Origin of the sequence: Sulfurihydrogenibium sp., assembly GCF_027448985.1 — a bacterium.
In the GTDB taxonomy this organism is placed as follows: Bacteria; Aquificota; Aquificia; order Aquificales; family Hydrogenothermaceae; genus Sulfurihydrogenibium.
Genome location: NZ_DAIDMN010000148.1, coordinates 1 through 1,622, shown reverse-complemented (window position 1 = coordinate 1,622; position 1,622 = coordinate 1). Strand labels below are relative to the sequence as shown.

Sequence of the window (1,622 nt, the reverse complement as noted above, 5' to 3'; positions counted from 1 at the left end):
CTCTCACAGCTTTAACGTAAGGCAATCCCATAAAGTTCGAGATTAAAGGATAAGTAATCTGATTCTCTATAACAGATGGAGACTGACCACTCCATTTTGTATAGACTATAACCTGTGTATCCGTTAAATCCGGTATAGCATCCAAAGGTGTTTTTTTAATTGAATAAATACCATAAATCACAATAAAAATAATCAATGATAAAACTACAATCCTATATTTAAGTAAAAAATCTAAAAGTTTATCCATGTTTAATGGTTATAAACGTCTAACTTTTCAATCAAATCTTTTGTTATCTCTTTGAAAGAGTATACCTTATTTCTTTTAGCAAATTTAAGTGCTTCCATTTTGGAAGAAAATGGTGCCAAATCAGGTCCCATAGGTCCATCTTCTATCTGTACATAAAATGCTGTTTTACCATCTATCCATTTTCCAGAAGAGTAGTCTTTTACCCAGATTTCTAAAAGAAATAAGGTATACTCTTTCCTTGTTAAAAAAGTACTCTATCAGACTCATCATTACAGCAAGACCACCTTTCATATCACTTGCACCAAGACCGTATATCTTACCATCTATTATCTGTCCTGTGTACTGGTTTATTCCCGGAACAGTGTCTAAATGTCCTAAAAGTGTGATTGTTTTTTTATCCTGATTAAAATCGTTGAAAGCTATTAATGAGTTGTTGTAACGGATAATATTTTTTAAATACTTCTTTAAAAAAGATTCAACATAATCAGCTATTTCTTTTTCATTCCCAATAACAGAAGGAATTTTAACAAGTTCTACGGTGTATTGTATTAGTTTTTCTTTCATAACTGAATATCTTTTGAGTATCCAAGTTTCTCAGACAGCTCTTCACTGGCTTTTAAAAACATTTCTTTCATTCTACCGTGAAGAAGATTAAAAGACAATCTAAAAGAAGGAGCAGATAATGTTAGAGCAGCAACAACATCACCAGTATAATCTCTTACAGGGACAGACAAACATCTAACCTCTTTTTCCCACTCTTCGTTATCAACAGCATAACCGTTTCGTCTAACCTCTTCTAACTCTTTTAAAAGTATATTTTTGTCTGTAATCGTATTTTCCGTAAATCTCTCCAACTTTACTTCTTTAAAAAACTCTTCCAGCTCTTCCTTTTCCATAAATGCAAGATGGACTTTTCCTGATGCGGATGCGTACATAGGAAGTAGTCTTCCAACCCTTGATTTAACAACAACATTCCTAGAAACTTCATAAACGTCGATATAAACTATCTCAAAACCACTTCTGGCTGCCAAATAAACGTTTTCCTGAAACTCTTCTGCTAATTTCTGTAAAAATGGTCTTGCTTGTTTTCTTATTTCAGAATGGGACAGGTAAGAGTGGCCAAGCTCAAAATTTTTTATACCTAAAGAGTATAACTTTTTTCTTTTATTGAAGTCTAAATACCCTCTTATTATCAAAGTTTCAAGGATTTTTTCCAAAGATGTTGGAGATATGTTGAATTTTTCTTCTAAATCTTTTAATTTTACAGATTGCTTTCTTGCAACATAAAATAAAATATCAAACGCTAAATCCACATTCTGAACTATATAATCTGATTTTTCTCTTTTACGATGCATTTTAAACCTTAATGTTTTGT

The 1,622-nt window shown here is 31.7% G+C and carries 4 protein-coding genes; all 4 read right to left on the bottom strand.

Annotated elements, in window-relative coordinates:
* The coding region (locus tag NE054_RS08140) for an efflux RND transporter permease subunit (protein ID WP_297890469.1) at positions 1-247 on the bottom strand (247 nt) is incomplete at its 3' end.
* Positions 248-249: 2 nt separating this feature from the next.
* Positions 250-423, bottom strand: coding sequence for a nitrous oxide reductase accessory protein NosL (locus NE054_RS08135; protein WP_297890471.1), 174 nt, complete (start codon positions 421-423; stop codon positions 250-252).
* Entirely contained in the window at positions 413-811 is a 399-nt protein-coding gene (locus NE054_RS08130; RefSeq protein ID WP_297890467.1) for a M20/M25/M40 family metallo-hydrolase, read from the bottom strand. Before NE054_RS08130 ends, NE054_RS08135 begins: the two co-directional genes overlap by 11 nt.
* A partial coding sequence (locus tag NE054_RS08125; protein WP_297890465.1) for an IclR family transcriptional regulator occupies positions 808-1,622 on the bottom strand: 815 nt, incomplete at its 5' end. The genes NE054_RS08130 and NE054_RS08125, both read right to left, overlap by 4 nt.

Coding starts and splice junctions, on each gene's coding strand:
- NE054_RS08130 (WP_297890467.1), bottom strand. CDS start 811: ATGAAAGAAAAACTAATACAATACACCGTAGAACTTGTTAAAATTCCT.